The 17,870-nt window shown below is 68.2% G+C and carries 16 protein-coding genes; 6 read left to right on the top strand and 10 right to left on the bottom strand.

Going from position 1 to position 17,870, the window contains the following annotated elements; all coding sequences use genetic code 11:
* Window positions 1–30 precede the first annotated feature (30 nt).
* A complete protein-coding gene (locus OC372_RS01970) occupies window positions 31–1,086 on the bottom strand; it encodes a zinc-dependent alcohol dehydrogenase family protein (RefSeq protein ID WP_262000782.1) in 1,056 nt (351 codons plus the stop codon).
* Between the two features lie 108 nt (window positions 1,087–1,194).
* Here OC372_RS01970 and OC372_RS01965 point away from each other — a divergent pair, with 108 nt between their 5' ends.
* Window positions 1,195–2,610, top strand: a complete 1,416-nt coding sequence (locus OC372_RS01965) for an RNB domain-containing ribonuclease (RefSeq protein WP_105709749.1) — start codon at window positions 1,195–1,197, stop codon at window positions 2,608–2,610.
* 58 nt (window positions 2,611–2,668) lie between these two features.
* Here the strand turns inward: OC372_RS01965 and OC372_RS01960 are convergent, their stop codons facing one another.
* On the bottom strand, window positions 2,669–3,538 hold the full coding sequence (locus tag OC372_RS01960; protein WP_262000781.1) for a hypothetical protein: 870 nt from the start codon (window positions 3,536–3,538) through the stop codon (window positions 2,669–2,671).
* Between the two features lie 15 nt (window positions 3,539–3,553).
* Window positions 3,554–4,705, bottom strand: a complete 1,152-nt coding sequence (gene ispG / locus OC372_RS01955; RefSeq protein ID WP_181156187.1) for a flavodoxin-dependent (E)-4-hydroxy-3-methylbut-2-enyl-diphosphate synthase — start codon at window positions 4,703–4,705, stop codon at window positions 3,554–3,556.
* Window positions 4,706–4,765: 60 nt separating this feature from the next.
* Here ispG and OC372_RS01950 point away from each other — a divergent pair, with 60 nt between their 5' ends.
* Together OC372_RS01950 and OC372_RS01945 are read left to right on the top strand one after the other, a co-directional pair.
* Entirely contained in the window at window positions 4,766–5,392 is a 627-nt protein-coding gene (locus OC372_RS01950; protein ID WP_262000780.1) for a pyroglutamyl-peptidase I, read from the top strand.
* 171 nt (window positions 5,393–5,563) lie between these two features.
* Complete coding sequence (locus tag OC372_RS01945; protein ID WP_262000779.1) at window positions 5,564–7,447, top strand: chorismate-binding protein; 1,884 nt, start codon at window positions 5,564–5,566, stop codon at window positions 7,445–7,447.
* Window positions 7,448–7,451: 4 nt separating this feature from the next.
* Here the strand turns inward: OC372_RS01945 and OC372_RS01940 are convergent, their stop codons facing one another.
* From OC372_RS01940 to OC372_RS01925, 4 genes are all read right to left on the bottom strand, one after another.
* Entirely contained in the window at window positions 7,452–10,187 is a 2,736-nt protein-coding gene (locus tag OC372_RS01940) for a DUF4135 domain-containing protein (RefSeq protein WP_262000778.1), read from the bottom strand.
* Window positions 10,188–10,193: 6 nt separating this feature from the next.
* Window positions 10,194–10,487: a hypothetical protein gene (locus OC372_RS01935; protein ID WP_029263682.1), complete on the bottom strand. Its 294-nt coding sequence runs from the start codon at window positions 10,485–10,487 to the stop codon at window positions 10,194–10,196.
* 80 nt (window positions 10,488–10,567) lie between these two features.
* Complete coding sequence (locus OC372_RS01930; protein ID WP_262000777.1) at window positions 10,568–11,152, bottom strand: GNAT family N-acetyltransferase; 585 nt, start codon at window positions 11,150–11,152, stop codon at window positions 10,568–10,570.
* Between the two features lie 72 nt (window positions 11,153–11,224).
* Window positions 11,225–12,538 carry a M50 family metallopeptidase gene (locus OC372_RS01925; RefSeq protein ID WP_262000776.1) on the bottom strand — a complete coding sequence of 438 codons (1,314 nt, stop codon included), beginning with the start codon at window positions 12,536–12,538 and terminating at the stop codon, window positions 11,225–11,227.
* A 65-nt stretch (window positions 12,539–12,603) separates the two neighbouring features.
* Between OC372_RS01925 and OC372_RS01920 the strand changes: the two genes are divergently transcribed.
* The 3 genes from OC372_RS01920 to OC372_RS01910 all read left to right on the top strand — a co-directional run bounded on the left by OC372_RS01920 (window position 12,604) and on the right by OC372_RS01910 (window position 15,709).
* Complete coding sequence (locus OC372_RS01920; protein WP_262000775.1) at window positions 12,604–13,188, top strand: hypothetical protein; 585 nt, start codon at window positions 12,604–12,606, stop codon at window positions 13,186–13,188.
* 124 nt (window positions 13,189–13,312) lie between these two features.
* Window positions 13,313–13,990 (top strand): YcnI family protein, encoded by a 678-nt coding sequence (locus OC372_RS01915; protein WP_262000774.1) that lies wholly within the window; start codon window positions 13,313–13,315, stop codon window positions 13,988–13,990.
* Between the two features lie 96 nt (window positions 13,991–14,086).
* A complete protein-coding gene (locus OC372_RS01910; protein ID WP_262000773.1) occupies window positions 14,087–15,709 on the top strand; it encodes a Mur ligase family protein in 1,623 nt (540 codons plus the stop codon).
* A 40-nt stretch (window positions 15,710–15,749) separates the two neighbouring features.
* Here OC372_RS01910 and dxr read toward each other — a convergent pair whose 3' ends face one another.
* The 3 genes from dxr to OC372_RS01895 all read right to left on the bottom strand — a co-directional run bounded on the left by dxr (window position 15,750) and on the right by OC372_RS01895 (window position 17,522).
* Entirely contained in the window at window positions 15,750–16,832 is a 1,083-nt protein-coding gene (dxr, locus tag OC372_RS01905) for a 1-deoxy-D-xylulose-5-phosphate reductoisomerase (protein WP_262000772.1), read from the bottom strand.
* Between the two features lie 40 nt (window positions 16,833–16,872).
* A complete protein-coding gene (locus tag OC372_RS01900) occupies window positions 16,873–17,142 on the bottom strand; it encodes an FKBP-type peptidyl-prolyl cis-trans isomerase (RefSeq protein ID WP_262000771.1) in 270 nt (89 codons plus the stop codon).
* Window positions 17,143–17,273: 131 nt separating this feature from the next.
* Window positions 17,274–17,522 carry a hypothetical protein gene (locus OC372_RS01895; protein ID WP_262000770.1) on the bottom strand — a complete coding sequence of 83 codons (249 nt, stop codon included), beginning with the start codon at window positions 17,520–17,522 and terminating at the stop codon, window positions 17,274–17,276.
* Between the last annotated feature and the right edge of the window lie 348 nt (window positions 17,523–17,870).

Here is a 17,870-nt window from a genome sequence, read left to right as displayed (position 1 = left end):
GACACGGACGGTCGGGCCGACTTCGATGCATCAGGCGTTGAGTACCACCTTGAGCGCCTTGGTCTCCGCCGCACGGCTGAACGTGTCGTACGCACTCTCGATGTCGTCGAGCGCGAAGAGGTGGCTGACGAAGCCGCTCGGATCGATGCGCTGCTCCGCGACGAGTTTCGTCAGCATCCGCGCGGTGTTCGCGTTGACGAGTCCTGTCGTGATCGTGAGGTTCTGAATCCACAGCCGGTCCAGCGGGAATTCCACCGGCGCACCGTGAACGCCGACGTTGGCCACGTGGCCACCCGGTCGCACCGTCTCGACCGCCATGTCCCACGTCCGGGGAATCCCCACCGCTTCGATGGCGACGTCCACGCCGAGTCCGTCGGTGAGCGCCATCACCTGTTCCCGCCAGTCGCTGTCCGAGGAGACCACCGCGTGCGTGGCGCCGAACTGCAGCGCGAGCTCCGCGCGATTGGCGTCGAGATCGATCGCGATGACCTTGCTCGGCCCGTAGAGCTGGGCCGTCATGACCGCGGCGAGGCCGACCGGACCGGCACCGACGACGGCGACGACATCGCCTGCTTTGACCCCGCCGTACTGCACGCCGATCTCGTGTCCGGTCGGCAGGATGTCACTGAGGAGCACGGCCGTCTCGAGAGCGAGCCCTTCAGGGAGCCGGTGCAGAGACGTCTCCGCGAACGGCACTCTCACGAACTCCGCCTGAGTACCGTCGATGAGGTGCCCGAGGATCCAGCCGATCCCCGATGCGCCTTCGCTCGCAAGGCAGTGCGACTGCAGACCGGCGACGCAGAACTCGCACTTTCCGCAGGCAGTGATGCAGGAGATGATCACGCGGTCGCCCACCGCCAGTCCGGTGACGGCGTCGCCGACCTCCGTGATGACACCCACTCCCTCATGCCCCAGGATGCGCCCGTCGGTGACGTCGGGAACGTCGCCCTTCAGGATGTGGAGATCGGTCCCGCAGATCGTCGTGCTCTCGATGCGGACGATCGCGTCGGTCCCCGCCAGGATCTTCGGATCCGGAACTTCCTCCCATGCCTTCTGACCGGGACCGCGGAAAACAAGTGCCTTCATGAGCTTCTCCTTCATCGAGGATTTCCTGGATCTTCTCCAGTAACATTTTACCATCTGAGGGGCAGTCGTGTCCGGGCTGATGGCCGGTACGCCGCCTAGTGTGGACCCATGCCGCAGCGCCGATCGCATGTGTCCACGTCCGCCGCTCAGACCGAGCTCGCCACGGCCCTCGCCGTCCTGCGGGAAGCTGCCGAGGCATCGCTCGGATTCCCGCCCGCGGTGCTCGCCGAAGCGGATTCGGCCACCGCGCCTCAGCCGACGCTGGATCTTCGGGACCTCTCGTTCGCGACTCTGGACCCGGAGGGCTCGCGCGATCTGGATCAGGCGTTCCAGCTGGAGCGCACCGCATCGGGCTACACCGTTCGATACGCGATCGCAGACGTTCCCGCGTTCGTCGTCCCCGACGGAGCAGTGGATGCCGAAGCTCGTCGTCGCGGGCAGACCCTGTATGCGGCGGATGGCAGAATCCCCTTGCATCCCCCCGTCCTCAGCGAGGATCGCGCATCACTCCTCGCCGGGGTCGACCGCCCGGCGTTGGTCTGGACCTTCTCTCTCGACCCCACGGGTGCGGTGACCGGGTTCCGGCTCGAACGCGCCCTGATCCGCTCTCGCGCGCAACTCGACTACGAGAGCACGCAGCGGTCGCTGGATCGGGGCGAAGACGGACCGGCGTCGCTGCTGCCCGAGATCGGCGCTCTTCGCATCGAGCAGGAGCGACTGCGGGGCGGGGCGAGCCTCAACCTCCCCGACGAGGAGGTCGTGCGCGCCCCCGATGGCACGTATGCGATCGAACGCCGCAGCCCCCTCCCCGTCGAGGAGTGGAACGCCCAGCTCTCACTCATGACCGGGATGGCGGCGGCGTCCCTCATGCTCGATGCCGGGATCGGAATCCTTCGCACGATGCCGGAACCGGATGCCGAGGCCTTCGACACCTTCCGGCACCAGACCGAGGCCCTCGGGCGGTCGTGGACGACGGGCACGTACGGCGAGTACCTTCGCGGGCTCGATCGCCGTGACCCGATCACTCTCCCGGTCCTCGAAGCGGCGGCATCCCTGTTCCGGGGCGCCGGCTATCGAGTGTTCGACGGAGCCGTTCCGCAGGACGCCGTACAGGCGGCGATCGCGGCCCCGTACGCCCACGCCACCGCTCCCCTGCGCCGACTCGTCGACCGCTGGACGCTGACGATCTGCCTCGCGGTCTCGAACGGCGAACCGGTACCCGGCTGGGTGCGTGACTCGCTCGACGAGCTCCCCGCTCTCATGCAGGAGTCCAGTCAACGGGCATCCCGGTTGAACTCGGCCACGATCAACACCGTCGAGGCCGCGCTGCTCACTCCGCTGGCCGGGACGACGATCGAGGCGACCGTGATCGCGCTGCGCGGCGAGCGTGCGACGATCCAGATCGCGGAACCGGCCGTCACGGCGACAGCACCCGTTCCCCCCGGCGCGAAGCCGGGCGACGTCGTGCGGCTTCGCGTCACCCGTGCGGACATCGCCGCGGGAGAGGTGGAGTTCGCTCTGTGACGCCGCCGCCGGGGCCGTGCACCCGCGCTCCGGTGCGGATCGATTTCGTGCGCTGAGGTCAGACGGCAGGGGTCGCCGTCGTCGTCATCACGAGCAGCTGGGGGTCCGTCAGATCGAGCGACACCGAGATCGACGAAAACTCGGACAGCGACCCCACATGGGTGCCACCGCACAGGATCACGGCCTCACCTTCGGGGAGCTCGCAGTGCCAGCGACGGCGATCGACGATCGTCGGCCCCTCCGTCTCGACCCGGCTGGTGGCCCCTGCGGCGATCCACCCGGTGAGCTGAGCGTTGATCCGCCGCTCCCGGTCGGCGAGAGTCGCCGCGAAGGTCTCGGTGTCGAAGCCCGCACGGCGAAGGCTCTTGCCGAGACGGTACTCATCGACCGCGCCGTCCTCGTGGATGCGACTGGACTGATTGGCGCGCCCCTCGAAGTCCGGAATCCCTAGCGCGTCCGCACCCGGATCCTTCCGCCACAGGTCGGCGACAGCGAGATCCAGAGCAAGAGAGGCGAGATGGCAAGCCGTGTGGCCGCGGCTGAGTCCTTCACGCCGAGAGCCGTCGACGCTCAGCCGCACACGGGAGCCTTCGGCCAGCCATGCGGGAGCCGCGCCGTCGATGCGGTGAGCGACGAGCCAGGTCCACCCCTCGGTACCGCGCTTGACGGGGATGTCGCTCCCGACGGCGAACTCGCTCTCGTCGGAGACCGCAGCCATCAGCGCCTCGACGACCGGAACCGTCTCATCTCCCGCGGCGATCGCGCCGGCATCACCCGGCTGGTCGGGCCAGGTGTGGTCGACGGGGTGGAACGGCGTCGCATCGACGACGACGACGACCGTCCCGTCGGGGCCGCTCTCCACCCGGGTGACCATGCCCTCCCCTGTGGTGGCGCCGCCGGCGAAGGACACGATGGTGGGCGTCGACATGGATCTCCTCTGCGGTCAGACCGCGACGACCTGAGCGGTGCCGAGAGGCGCTTCGGGCCCCATCTCGGCAGCGATCCGGTTCGCCTCTTCGATCAGGGTCGCGACGATGTCCGCCTCCGGAACGGTCTTGATGACCTCGCCCTTGACGAAGATCTGCCCCTTGCCGTTGCCGGACGCCACGCCGAGGTCAGCTTCCCGAGCCTCACCGGGTCCGTTCACGACGCATCCCATGACAGCCACGCGCAGCGGCACCGTCATATCTTTGAGCCCCTCGGTGACGTCCTCGGCGAGCGTGTACACGTCGACCTGGGCACGACCGCACGAGGGGCACGAGACGATCTCGAGCTTGCGCTCGCGCAGGTTGAGCGACTGCAGGATCTGGTGTCCGACCTTGACCTCCTCCGCGGGAGGAGCAGACAGGGACACGCGGATGGTGTCGCCGATGCCCTCGCCGAGCAGGATGCCGAAGGCCGTCGCGCTCTTGATCGTCCCCTGGAATGCCGGGCCGGCCTCGGTCACACCGAGATGCAGAGGCCAGTCGCCACGCTCGGCGAGCTGACGATAGGCCTTCACCATCACGATCGGGTCGTTGTGCTTGACCGAGATCTTGAAGTCGTGGAAGTCGTGCTCCTCGAACAGCGACGCCTCCCAGACAGCGCTCTCGACGAGTGCTTCGGCGGTCGCCTTGCCGTGCTTGGCGAGGATCCGACGGTCCAGGGATCCGGCGTTCACTCCGATTCGCAGCGAGACGCCCGCGGCTTTGGCGGCTGCCGCGATCTTGCCGACGTTGCCGTCGAACTCCCGGATGTTTCCCGGGTTTACACGAACGGCGCCACAACCGGCGTCGATCGCGGTGTAGATGTAGCGCGGCTGGAAGTGGATGTCGGCGATCACCGGGATCTGGCTCTTCATCGCGATGATCTTCAAGGCGTCCGCATCGTCTTGGTGCGGCACGGCGACACGAACGATCTCGCAGCCCGACGCCGTGAGTTCGGCGATCTGCTGCAGCGTCCCGTTGATGTCGGTCGTCTTCGTGGTCGTCATCGACTGCACGCTGACGGGAGCGTTGCCGCCCACGAGCACCTTGCCCACTTTGATCTGCCGAGACTTCCGGCGGGGGGCGAGGACTTCGGGGATCTTCGGCATTCCGAGGTTCACTGCTGGCACCCCTCAAGCCTACGCCGCCAGGATGCAAGTGGGCTGGACGGACGCACCTACGCTGGAGGGATGGCGGTCGTTCTTCTCACGGGCTTCGAGCCCTTCGACGGCGCGGCGCGCAACCCCTCGGCCGATGCCGTGAACACCTTCGCCGCCGACTACGACGGTCCGCACGAGCTCATCGTCGCGACACTGCCGGTCGCGTTCGAATCCTCCGCGCGACGCCTCCGCGCGCTGATCGACCGGCACTCCCCCGACGCCGTCATCGCCACCGGGCTCGCCGGCGGACGTCCACAGATCGCGGTGGAGCGCATCGGCGTGAACCTGATGGACGCGCGCATCCCCGACAACGACGGCGCCCAGCCCCTCGATGCGCCCTGCGAACCCGATGGTCCCGCCGCCCGCTTCGCGACGCTTCCGGTCAAGCACCTGGTCCGGGTCCTGACCACACACGGGCTGCCGGCACAGCTCTCGCTGTCGGCGGGTTCCTACGTGTGCAATCACGTGCTCTACACCGCACTGGGCGCTGTCCCGGCCGGCACGGTGACAGGATTCGTCCATCTTCCATGGTCGACAGGCACCGCCCCGGCGGGTGCCCCGCATCTTGCCGATGAGGAGTTGGCACGTGCGGTGCGCCTCGTCGTGGATCATGCCCTCGATGCGGAGGTCGAGGAGCCCGGCGGAAGCATCTGGTGACGTCATCGCGCCGAAGCCGGCATCGGCGATGTGGTAGTTTCGGCCCCATGCTCGCGAACTTCACCTGGTGGACCGCCTTCTAGGCGGTGTGTTCGCGTTCCCACGAATCCAGACCGCCTCCCGGGCGGTTTTTTCGTTGCGCCGAGCCGGAGCCTTGCACAGGAGACATCGATGACCCTCTCACGACTCGCCGAGCTCACCGCCGACCCGGCAGCATCCTTCGTGTTGATCGCCCGCGACGGCGCCGACACCGTCGAACTGCTCAGCGGCGACGTGGTGGATGTCGACCTGCTCGCCGACATCCCGCTCACGATCGACGGAACCTCCCGCGAGATCTTCGCCATGGTTCCCTATCGTCAGGTGCGCGAACGCGGATTCGTCGCCCAGGACGACGGCGCTCCGCTGCGATGCGTGATCGTCGACGAGCATCTCCACCTGCCGACCTCGGAGCTGCTCGCGGCACTCCCGTCGGATCCCGTCCCCCTGCACGACGACGGGTTCGACATCGCGGATGCGGAGTATGCGGCGATCGTCGAGAAGGTCATCGCGGAGGAGATCGGTCGCGGCGAGGGCGCGAACTTCGTCATCCGGCGCGACTTCACCGCGGACATCGACATGGACGACCGGACGGCGGCGCTGACCTGGTTCCGCGCCCTGCTCACGCACGAACGCGGGGCGTACTGGACGTTCGCCGTCTTCACCCCCGGCCACATCGCCGTCGGCGCGAGCCCCGAGGCGCATGTCGTCGCCCGCGAGGGCGTCGTCACGATGAATCCGATCTCCGGGACGTTCCGTCACCCCGCAGGCGGGGCCACCAAAGAGACCCTGATCGACTTCCTCGCCTCCACCAAGGAGACCGAGGAGCTGTTCATGGTCGTGGATGAAGAGCTGAAGATGATGAGCGCCGTGTGCTCCGACGGTGGACGGATCACCGGTCCGCACCTGAAGGAGATGTCACGGCTCACGCACACCGAGTACATGCTGCGCGGACGCAGCACCCTGGACCCGCGCGACATCCTGCGCGAGACGATGTTCGCACCGACCGTGACCGGATCCCCGATGCAGAACGCCTGCGCCGTGATCCGACGCCACGAACGGAAGCCTCGCGGCTATTACTCGGGCGTCGCCGCACTGTTCACCCCGAACGCCGACGGCGGACACAACCTCGATGCGCCGATCCTGATCCGCACCGTGTACCTGCAGGACGGGGAGCTCAGTGTGCCCGTCGGTGCCACCCTGGTTCGTCACTCCGATCCGCAGGGAGAGGTCTCCGAGACCCATGGAAAGGCCGCAGGGGTGCTGGGTGCGATCGGTGCCATCGACCGGGACCGCGTGGCCGAGGCACGCAGCGATGCCGATGCGCCGGCCGAGGAGCGTGCTCTCGCCGATGATCCCCAGGTCGCCGCGCTGCTCTCTTCACGCAATGCGCGCCTCGCCGAATTCTGGCTGAACCCGCAGGGCGAGGAGTTCACCGGCCCGTTCGTCGGACGCACCGCACTGGTCGTGGACGCGGAAGACCGGTTCACGACCATGCTCGCCCATCAGCTCCGTCACCTCGGTCTCACCGTGACCATCGCCGGATGGAGCGAGGTGCAGGATGCCGACCTCGATGCCGCCGACCTCGTCGTCGCGGGCCCGGGCCCCGGGGATCCCCGGGATCTGCAGAACCGCCGGATCGCCAGGATGCGCGACGTGGTCGCCCGTCGCCTCGATGCAGGAGCCCCGCTGCTGGCCGTGTGCCTCAGCCACCAGATCCTCGCCGACCGACTCGGGGTGGCACTGACCCCGCTCGACGCCCCGCATCAGGGGCTGCAGAAGTCCGTCCCGGTGTTCGAGGAGAACGCCTCGATCGGCTTCTACAACACGTTCACCGCACGCGTCGCCCCCGAGACGACGACGGTCGGGCCGGCGGAGGTCTCGGCCGACGCCGCCTCCGGCGACGTGTTCGCTCTGCGCGGTGCCCACTTCGCCTCCGTACAGGGACATCTCGAGTCGATCCTGTCGCGCGACGGCATCCGCACGCTCGAGCGCCTCGTGTCGCACGCTTTCGCCTGAGCGGTCAGCCGACCTCGTACGACAGGGAGGCCAGCCGCACACTGGCTCGGTCGCGGTGCGCTGCGAGATAGAGAAGCTTCCCGGACAGCCCGGTGAACAGCCCGACCCTGCTCGCGTACGCCGGTTCGGCGACCTCACCGAGCGGATCGCGGATGAGCATCTCGAGCGCCTCACGACGCGTTCGATCGGCATCACGGCGTCCCCACCGGTCGATGTACGGCGCTGACTGCTGAACGATCGCACGGCCGAGGCTGCCGTGACAGAGAGAAGACCCCGTGAGAGGAGAACCCACCATCCTCTCGCGCAGTTCATCGATGCCCGACTCATGGCCCACCTGCAACCGTGACTCGATCTGGCCGGTCGCTCCCCAGCACCAGGAACCGGAGAGTGCCTTCTGCGCCTGCTCCCTGTCCCCGGCAGCTTCCGCCTTGGCGAGGAGCGTCTGCTCGAGGTCGAAGCACTCGCTCACGAACGCACGCACGTCGGGATCGTCGCCCTCAGCGGCAAGAGCGAGCACGATCCCGGACAGCCCGTGGGCGAGGCCCGGCTCGGCACGCCCCTTCCTCAGCGTCGTGGCGACGATCTCGACCAGCCGGTCGCGAGCCGCCGAGCCGAGTCGCGACAACGGAGCTGCGCCACGAATCCACCCGAGACGCTCTGCAGCGAGCACCACACCGGCGGCGCCGTTGAGATGATCGGGGGAAGCCATGCTCGGAGACAGGCCGTCCAGTGCCGCACACACGACGCCCAGCCGATCGAGCGTCTCCGCGTCGTCGCGCAGTCGGGCGGCCTCCCCCAACGCGAGCGCCGCGCCGAGTGGACCCTCACCCAGTCCGAGCGAGAGCACTTCATCCGTCGATCGTGCCCGGTTCTCGACGAATCTCTCCAGCGCGCGCAGCAGCGAGGCGCTCGTCAGACGATAGAGATCATCGGCCCGGTGACTCTCCAGGCCCGCAGCACCGGCGGCGAGGACGATCCCCGCCAGTCCGTCGTAGACGCCGTTCCGCGTCACGAAGATCTCGTGGCGACTCGGCGAATGCTGAACCGACGAGACCCACCACACATGATCGCCCGTCCGCTGCGCGGTCGCACGGAGCCGGTCGACGATCTGCTCGATCATCGGAACCGGGCTCGGCATCCGTCGCACGTCCTGCGGCACGGTCCGGGGTGTCGAGTCCACGGTCCAATCCGGATCCTCGAGGCCCAGCTCGAGACTCCGTCGCAGCAGGTGGGTCTGACCGGGCACCGCGCCCCGGTCCGTGAGGGCGAGGAAGCGCTCGGTCCACAGGCCGAGTACGTCGCGTCCGGTCTCCAGGGCGTTCCCCGTGCCCGACTCGAGGCGATCTCGCCCGACATCGACTTCGAACACGGGCACGCAGCCGTCATCGAGCTGCCGTGCCTCCTCCTGCAGGATCCACGCGACCTCTGCGCTCGAAGGCGAGGCCCCGGCCGTCCGCCCGCCGTGCGGCGCCTTCACCTGGAGCAGACTGACGAACGACGCCGTGGAGCGCGTGAGGATCCGGCACCTCAGGTCGTCCCGGCGTGCGACGGCGGTGATGATGCGCTCCTGCACGTCCGGATCGCTCAGGCGAGCCGACGCGTCGCCGAAGCCCTCCTCGAGATCGGCGACATGATCGGCGAACGGGGCGCGGGTCGAGCCGATGTGGGGCTGACTCCCGAACACCTGAGGCTCGAGCAGCCGCTCGTACGATGTGCGCAGTACTCCGTCTCGGCGGGTGATCCTCCGTACCTGCGCCTGCCGCGCAGGGTCGGCGAACGCACCGAGGGCACTCGCGTCGTACGGATCGGCGTCCTCGAAGCGTTTGCCCCAGTTGGGGACGAGGAGCGTCGTGAGGAGGCTGGGGGCGTTTCGGGCGAAGTACCCGTCTTCGGCCGGCGACGAGGAGGACAGCCCGGAACCGAACGCGCACTCCGCGTCGATGACGTACGGCGCACCCCGCGCGCACTTCACGTTCTCGTAGTGGAGGTCCTGCATGCCGAGGGCGCTCGCGACCGCGATCAGTGCACCGAATCGTCGGTAGTAGACGGCACGCTCCCGGTCTGTCTCCACGTTCTCGAAGACGATGTACTCCTGCCAGCCGTGCGTCCCGCGATCGAGAGTCCGCGGGATCCTCGGCGGATCGGGCAGCTCCAGGATGCCGAGGATCTCGTCGATGAGCACATCCGGTGCGAGCGAGCGCGGCTTGTACACCAGCACCGGGCGTCCCTCGGCATAGATGCCGAGGACCGCTCCGCGCGGATGCACGTCTCCGAGGACCTTCAGGTGGCTCACGGAGGCGAGCAACTCCGCTGCCCAGGTTCCCGACGCGAGTTCGGCACGGAGATCGTCGACGAACAGGCGCGCAGCGCGGCGGAAGACGGTTCCGAGCCGCTCCGCTCTCGGAACGAGATCGCCGAGATCCATCAACTCCGCCCAGCGGTGCCCGGACTCGGCGAACTCGTCCCACATCTCACGGCCGTCGTCAGGGATGGAACGTCCACTCACCCGCTCGTACTCATCCTGCGCAGCAAGCGAGAGAAGCGTCGTCGCCTGCAAAACGAACGAGCTCGCGAACGCGCCCACCAATGCGCCCTCCGCCAGGACGTCACATGTGCGCTCGAGCTCGGACAGCTCCTCGCACAGGTCGCTCACCTGCGACCAGATCAGCAGGACGGGCCAGTTATGGCGTTCCGAGTCCCCGATGTCCTCGACCCACGCCGCGGGGGTTGGGCCTGGCATCCGGCGCTAGGCGCGCCAGCCGAACGTCACCGGGGCAGCGGGTTCCGCTGCGAATGTCGGACCGACGGCACAATTGCACACCGTGTTGTTCTGGCAGGTGGGCCCCATGATCGTGGTGCACATCTGGGGGTTGTTGGTCTCGGTGGCGGACACGGTCGTGTCGATCGCCTCAGTGTCACGGCCGACCAAACTGCGGAAGATGGCCTCGTCGATCGTCTCCCGCCCCGACGAGATGTCGTTCGAGGCTGCGGAGTCCGACGCTTCGCGAACAGCGATCCTGAGATCAGCGATACTCGTCATTTCGTCTCTCCTTCGTTTCGACTGACTTGCGGCAACTGCGCCGCTCTTCCCTGCCACGGTACGCAGGCACCCGCAGAGAGTCAACGAAGCGCGCTGCCCTCCGCGGTCTCGTCCCGCTTCGTCTGCGTGGCGCGGCCGGCCTCCCACTCCTCGCGGAGGATGGCGTAGATCACCACGTCGTTCCAGCGCCCGTCGCGCCACTGCGCGCTTCTCGCGATTCCCTCCCGCGACATACCGCCAGGACGGGCCGAGGGGTTCTGCGGTGCTGCCGTCGCCGCCGTCGCCGCCTCGATCCGGTGGGTGGCGGTCGTCGAGAACAGGTAGTCGATGAGCAGCACCAGACCACTCGACGCCGCGCGCGTGCGGCGGTGCTCCGGAAGCACGAGGAGACCGATCCCCCAGCCCCGATGACGAGGAGAGCCACCGTAGTCGTACCCGGGAAACCAACTCACCTGGCCGATCGTCGCGCGATCACGCACCAGACGCATCCGACCGCCGTCCGGCGTGATCATCCCCAGCCCCGGGCTCTGCGGCCCGAACGGCGGCACCTGGGTGTAGCCGAAGCCAAACCAGTTGTTGGGCTGCCAGGCCTCGGGGTCACGAAGACGCTCCGCCATCTCCGCTTCGGACTGGGTGTCGTATGGTCGCAGTGAGTATCCGTGCATGGGTGCCTCCAGGGAGCGTTCGGTCGATCCACGCTTCACTCTGCCACCCATGACGCCGATCACGGCGACCGGCTACTGGAACAGGGACACCGGCTTCACGATGTCGGCGATCAGGAGGAGCGCACCCATCGCGATGAGCACCACCGAGACGACCACCGTGAGAGGCACGAGGCTCGTGGCGTCCACCGGCGCCGGAGGCGGTCGACGGAAGATCTTCGCCCAAATCCTGCGGATGCCGTCCCAGAGCGCGACGACGATGTGGCCGCCGTCGAGGGGAAGCAGCGGTATCAGGTTGAAGACGAACAGCGCGATGTTGAGCATGCCCAGCAAACTCAGGAGGCCCGCCCATCGATCCAGGACGGGCGCATCCACGGAGGCGACCTCTCCGGCGAGTCGGCCGACGCCCACGACGCTCAGCGGACCGTTCGGGTCACGGTCCGCGCCCGCGAACACCGATGCGCCGATGTCCCACAGGCGCGCCGGGAGGTTGAGGATCATGGTCGCCACGCGTCCGGCGGAATCGACCGCCATCTCCGGTCCGGCCGAGAGCGGCTGCTGGATGTAGCCCATCTGGGAGTACATCCCCGCGTAGCCGACCTCCTTCACCACCGGGTCGCCGTTCTCTTCCTGCAGCGGCCGGCCGCTGGCGTCCGTGATCGTGCGTTCGGCGGCGATGGGAGTCAGGCTCAGCGACTCGTCGGAGCCGTCACGGCGCACGACGACATCCAGCGCTTCGCCCGGCGAGGCCTGAATGATGGCGGTCGCATCGGCGAACGTCGACACCGGCTGTCCGTCGACGGAGAGGATCACGTCGCCGGGCTGCACTCCGGCCTCGGCAGCCGGAGACTCAGGGTCGTCAGGCGAGCACTCGGTGGCCGTGGACGCGGAAGGCACCACGCACTCACTCACCGCGGATATCGTCGTGGTGCCCTGCTGGAGGCCGATCCCGGAAAGCAGGATCGTGAAGATCACGGTCGCGAGCAGCAGGTTCATCACCGGCCCGCCGAGCATCACGATCACTCGCTTCCACACCGGCAGGCGGTAGAAGACGCGATCCTCCGCGCCGTCGGCGATGGTCTCGTCGTTGGCGGATCGGGCGTCCTGGATGAGCGACCGGAAGAGACCGGATGCGGGGCCCGAGCTCTTCGAGGGCGGGTACATCCCGGACATCGAGATGAAGCCACCCAGCGGCAGCATCTTGAATCCGTACTCGGTCTCGCCGATGCGCTTCGACCACAGACGCGGTCCGAAACCGATCATGTACTGGCCGACGCGCACGCCGAAGAGCTTCGCGGGGACGAGATGGCCGACCTCATGCAGACCGATCGAAAGGCCGAGGCCGATCAGCATGAAGAGGATGCCGCCCAGATAGAGCAGGAATTCCACGTGCCAACGCTACTGCCCCCAGCTAGGAATCCGCCCGACGACGCGGGCGCGGCTAGGGTGGAACCGTGAATGCCCGGCAGCTGCGACTCGTACGCGCCGCCGCCGTCTCATCCGTCGCGACACTGCTCGCCGCGCTCTCGCACACGTTCGGTGGCGGTGCCGCACCGCATCCGCTGCTGATCCTCGCGGTCGCGACCCTGCTGACACCGTTCTCGGCCCTGCTCGTGGGGACCAGACAGTCACGCGGTCGCGTGGCATCCGCCGTCTTCGTGGCGCAGGCCGCGTTTCATATGCTGTTCCAGGCACTCGGATCGCCGACCGGCGCCGACACGCTCGGCGGCGTCGGCCACGCCCACCACCTGAATCTCGATCTGCTCGGGCCCGCGACCTCGCACACCTCCCTCAGCGCGATGATGCTGCTCGCGCACCTCGCCGCCGCCGTGCTCACCACTCTGCTGGTCTGGCACGGGGAGACGCTCTTGGGGAGCATCGTGCGGTGGGTCGAGGCGATGTTCCGGCGCGCCGCCGCAGGCGCGCCCGCTCAACACCGCCGACCGCCCCGCCTGCGCTCCACTCTCCTGCCTTCGTTCGATGCCGCCGTCGCGGCTGCTGTGCCCCGTCGCGGGCCTCCTGCGCTCATCCGCGACTGATCCACACGGATCCGTCGCACCGGAGTCGGCCGCTGTCCAGGCGGAACAACCCCCTCGCCGGGTGCGCCGTCGTCGCGCGCCCGCTTTTTCGAGCATCAGCTTTTCAAGCACCAGGAGATACTTCATGTCCCGTACCACCCGTACCCGCACCCACCGCGCAGCCCTCGCCACCGCCGGCATCCTCAGTGGTGCCGTCCTCGCCCTCGCCGTCCCGACGATGGCGGGCGCGCACGTCGGCGTCAGCCCCGATGAACTCGCCGCCGGAGACCATGGCGTACTCACCTTCTCGTTCTCGCACGGATGCGACAACTCCCCCACCACGGCCCTCCGCATCACGATGCCGGACGGACTCGCCTCCGTGGCGCCGACGATGGACGGCGACTGGAACATCGCGGTCGAGCGCGGTGACGACGGCCTCGTGAGCGCAGTCACCTACACCTCGCTGACGCCCGTTCCCACCGACCTCCGTGGAGCGGTGAGCATGTCCGTGGGGCTCGACGAGAGCACCCCGGAGACGCTGGCCTTCCCCGTCGTGCAGGAGTGCGTCGACGGCGCGACCGAGTGGACCCAGCTCGCCGAGAAGGGTGAGGACCCCCACAGCCTGGACGCACCGGCACCGGTGGTCTCCGTCACCGACGCCGCGACCGATGCGCACGGTGATCATGGCTCCGCCGGATCGGCAGACGAGGCAGCGGCGACGACGACGACCGATCCGCTGGGGATCGCGCTCGGAGCCGGCGGACTCGTCGCCGGGATCGCCGCACTGATCGTCGCCGTCCTCGCCTACCGCCGCCGCGCCTGACGCCGTCCGACTCCTCGTGCCCCGCTCACCCGGGCGCACGAGGAGTCGTGCCGCGGAGAGGTGTTCACCGTGCCGTCATGAGATCATGGATCCGACATGTCGATTGAACAACAACCGAGCCTGCCTCCCGTGCTCCGCCCCGCGAACCCGCCCCGGCGTGAGCTGTCCGAACTCGCTTCCCGTTTCGCCCGCAGTGTGCGCGGCGACATCGACGGGATCGCCCTCTCCGGCATCACCCTCGCCACCGCGGATCTTCGCCCGGGCGAGGCCTTCGTCGCGATCAGGGGCGTCAACAGGCACGGTGCGGATTTCGCCGTCGCCGCTGCCGAGAAGGGCGCCGTCGCCGTCATCACCGACGAGCCCGGCGCTGCGATCGCCGAAGCAGCGGGACTGCCGATCCTCGTGGTCGACGACCCGAGGGCGGTCCTCGGCGACCTGAGCGCCTGGGTGTACGGCACCGGCGCAGATGACCCGCTTCCGCTGCTGTTCGCCACGACGGGAACGAACGGGAAGACCAGCGTCTCCCACCTGCTCGAGGGCATGCTCGACCAGATCGGCGTCGTCACCGGGCTCTCATCGACCGCCGAACGCCACATCGCCGGTGAGGTCATCGTCTCCCGGCTGACGACCCCCGAGGCCTCCGAGATGCACGCACTCCTGGCGCTGATGCGCGAGCGCCAGGTCGAGGCCGTGGCGGTCGAGGTCAGCGCTCAGGCTCTGTCGCGCCACCGTGTCGACGGCATCCGATTCGACGTCGCCGGCTTCACCAACCTCAGCCACGACCACCTCGACGACTACGCCGACATGGAGGAGTACTTCGAGGCGAAGCTCCCGCTCTTCCGGCCGGACCGCGCCAAGCGCGGCGTCATCTGCCTCGATTCGCCGTCCGGCGCGATCGTGGTCGACCGCTCCGAGATCCCCGTCGTGACGGTGGGGACGCCCTCGATCGCCGCCGACCCCGAGGCGGCGGCCGCCGCGGACTGGGTCGTCGTCATCGACGACGAGCGTGCGGCGGGCACCACTTTCACGATGACCGGCCCGGCAGGCTCCCTCACGACCACGGTCCCGGTGATCGGCCCGCACATGGCCGCGAACGCCGCGCTCGCGATCGTGATGCTCCTCGAGGGCGGCTACGACTGGCAGCGCATCGTCGATGCTCTCGCCCGCGATGAAGGCATCCGCGCCTATCTCCCCGGCCGTACCCAGCTGGTGTCCGGGGAACGCGGGCCTGCGGTGTTCGTCGACTTCGGCCACTCCCCCGACGCGTTCGAGAAGACGCTCGCCGCCGTGCGCCGCGTGACACCGGGCAAGGTGCTGATGCTCTTCGGCGCCGACGGCGACCGCGACGCGAGCAAGCGGTTCGACATGGCCCGCACCGCCGTCGAGGGCAGCGACATCCTCGTCGTCACCGACCATCACCCGCGCTTCGAGGATCCGGCCTCCATCCGCGCGACCCTCATCGAAGGCGCGCGCACGGCGAGACCGGATGCCGAGATCCACGAGGCCTCGCCGCCCGAGAACGCCATCATCACCGCGGTCGGACTCGTGGGCGACGGCGACGCCATCCTCTGGGCAGGCCCGGGCCACCAGGACTACCGCGACATCCGCGGGGTGCGCACGCCGTACTCGGCGCGCGAGCTGGCACGCAGAGCTCTCCGCGCCGCAGGCTGGCCGGTTCCCGAACCCCGCTGGCCCGTCCCGTACCCCGACGAAGACTGACCCGGTCGGCCGGGGCGGCAGACGCCGCTCCGGCGTCGTCTCAGCTCGCCGCGATCATCCGATCTGCGGTCGTGCGCGCCCAGGACTCGGCCGCGGCTAGGGTCTCGACGGTGAGCGCGTCGGGTGCGTCATGGGCGTCGACGACGCGCGCGATCGTGTCGACGATGCCGAGGAACGACAGTCGACCCTCGTGGAAGGCGTCGACAGCCTGCTCGTTCGCCGCGTTGTAGACAGCGGGGAAAGTGCCGCCCGCACGACCGACGGCCTTCGCGAGTGCGACCGAGGGGAAGGCCTCGCCGTCGAGCGGCTCGAAGGTCCAGGACGACGCCGTGGTCCAGTCGAGCGGTCGTCCGACGCCTCCGACGCGGTGCGGCCAGTCCAGACCGAGCGAGATCGGGAGTCGCATGTCGGGCGGTGAGGCCTGGGCGATCGTGGAGCCGTCGATGAACTCGACCATCGAGTGCACGATGGACTGCGGATGCACGACCACCTCGATGTCGTCGTAGGCGACATCGAACAGGAGGTGCGCCTCGATGACTTCGAGCCCCTTGTTCACGAGAGTGGCCGAATTCGTCGTGACCATGCGTCCCATGTCCCATGTCGGGTGCGCGAGGGCCTCCGCGGGGGTCACATCGGACAGTTCTGCACGCGCGCGACCGCGGAACGGGCCACCGGATGCCGTCACCACGAGGCGACGCACCTCGGCGTGGGTGCCGGCGAGCAAGGCTTGCGCCAGCGCCGAGTGCTCGGAGTCCACCGGGACGATCTGTCCGGGTGCGGCGGCGGCGAGTACCAGATCGCCGCCGACGATCAGCGACTCCTTGTTCGCCAGGGCGAGCGTGCGTCCTGCCTTCAGCGCCGCGAGAGTCGAGCCGAGTCCGATCGAGCCGGTGATGGCGTTGAGCACGACATCGGCCTCGACATCGCGGACGAGTTGCTCGGCCTCGTCCGCGCCGAGCGCCGTGTCCTCGACCTGGAACTGCGCGGCCTGCTCACCCAGCATCTCGGCGTTCGAGCCGGCGGCGAGGCCGACCAGTTCGAACCGACGAGGATTGGCGCGGATGACATCCAGTGCCTGGGTGCCGATGGAGCCGGTGGAGCCGAGGACGATGATGCGACGCATGACGCCAGCCTAGGACACGCCCTCGACGCCGCAGCTGCTGCTACTGCTGGACAGGCGTGTCGGCGAGGATGTCGACGACGAAGACGAGGCTCTCCTTCTGGAGCTCGTGTCCCTCGCTGGCGCCGTAGCCGTCCGACGGCGGCATCACGACGACGACCTGAGACCCGACCTTCTGTCCCTCGAGCGCCTTCTGGAAACCCAGCCGGACGCACCCTTTGTCCTCGAACGTCGCGGCCTGGCCTATCGCGCTGCCCCATGGGGTGCACCACACGCCAACGCGGGGTGTCGCGCTCCGCACCGTCGTGAGCAAGCGACAAACTCGTAGGTGCCGTGGGCAGCAGACGGCACTAGTTCAGCGGTCGGCAATTCTGATGAAGCGGGAATCGCGAACTAGGAACGTCAGTGAGACAAGGTCGAACCCTGCCTCACGCGCGTAGGGGGCTACTTCGTTTCGTACCAAAAGCTCCACGGCGACTCGAACACGCCGTTGAAGGTGCAACGACTCGCGACGTTGTACCCCTGCACCTTCAGAGTCGCCTTGCCGATATTGCACTCAAACTCGGTCTTATAGAACGCTGAGGACTCGCGGATCGTGCCCGCCTGCGCGGCGGCAGGTACCGCGATGATCGCTCCTGCAAGCAACAAAGAAATACCGAAAGCACCCACGAGCCCCGCGCTCTTCTTGCTCATCCGCGACATGTTGAACTCCCTCAATCCAGGAATATGCATTATGTCCAAGGGTAGCATGTTAGATGGCAGGAGACCTCTGGGGGTCGACAAAAGCGACGGCTTCCCTACGAATGACCTCGCCTCCGTGTTTCATTCCAAGGATGCAATGGCCGGCCCATCTCGGCGGCTCGCGGTTAAGTCAACCGCACCCGCCTACTGCTGGACAGGCGTGGTGGCGAGGATGTCGACGACGAAGACGAGGCTCTCCTTCTGGAGCTCGTGTCCCTCGGTTGCGCCGTAGCCGTCCGACGGCGGCATCACGGCGACGACGGGAGGCCCGACCTTCTGTCCCTCGAGCGCCTTCTGGAA

The sequence above is a fragment of the Microbacterium sp. Mcb102 genome (genome assembly GCF_024519805.1).
Lineage (GTDB): Bacteria > Actinomycetota > Actinomycetes > Actinomycetales > Microbacteriaceae > Microbacterium.
Note: the sequence above shows the minus strand (reverse complement) of the source record. Positions and strands in the feature narration are given on the sequence as shown.